This is a genomic window from Vibrio sp. 10N.222.55.C6 (assembly GCF_041473395.1).
GTDB lineage: Bacteria > Pseudomonadota > Gammaproteobacteria > Enterobacterales > Vibrionaceae > Vibrio > Vibrio crassostreae_C.
In genome coordinates, this window is record NZ_JBFRSD010000722.1 from 1 (window position 1) to 579 (window position 579).

The 579-nt window shown below is 47.3% G+C and carries 1 protein-coding gene; it reads left to right on the plus strand.

The features are described 5' to 3' along the window. Window positions 1-579, plus strand: a 579-nt coding sequence (locus AB4486_RS25825; RefSeq protein ID WP_372119586.1) for an ABC transporter permease subunit, incomplete at both ends; no start/stop codon positions are given.

The following is a 579-nucleotide window of genomic DNA, read 5'->3' on the forward strand; positions in this document are numbered from 1 at the left end:
GGTTAAGCAGCGAAACCGTTGAAACGACACCTTTTGATCCACTTAACCCTTTTGCAGAGGCTGTGCTGCCTGTTGACACTTGGGTTGAGTCTGGACTGAATTGGTTAGTTGAGCACGGACGCCCATTATTCCAGGCAATCCGTGTGCCTATCGATTTTATCCTAAGTTCATTTGAAACGGCGTTGGTGTCTACGCCAGCACCATTCATGTTGATCATCTTGTTTCTAGTGGCATGGCAGTTTTCAAACTTGAAGCTTGGCGTTGCAACGGCCGTATCTTTGACTTTCATTGGCTTGATTGGCGCTTGGTCTGAAGCAATGACCACATTGTCACTGGTCATGACATCCGTATTCTTCTGCCTATTGATTGGCTTACCCATGGGGATATGGCTCGCTCGAAGTAACACGGCGGCTAAATTCGTGCGCCCAATTTTGGATGCTATGCAAACCACACCAGCCTTCGTTTATTTAGTACCGATCGTCATGTTGTTTGGTATCGGTAACGTTCCGGGTGTCGTGGTGACCATCATATTCGCACTTCCTCCTGTTGTTCGTTTGACCATTTTGGGTATTCAGCAAG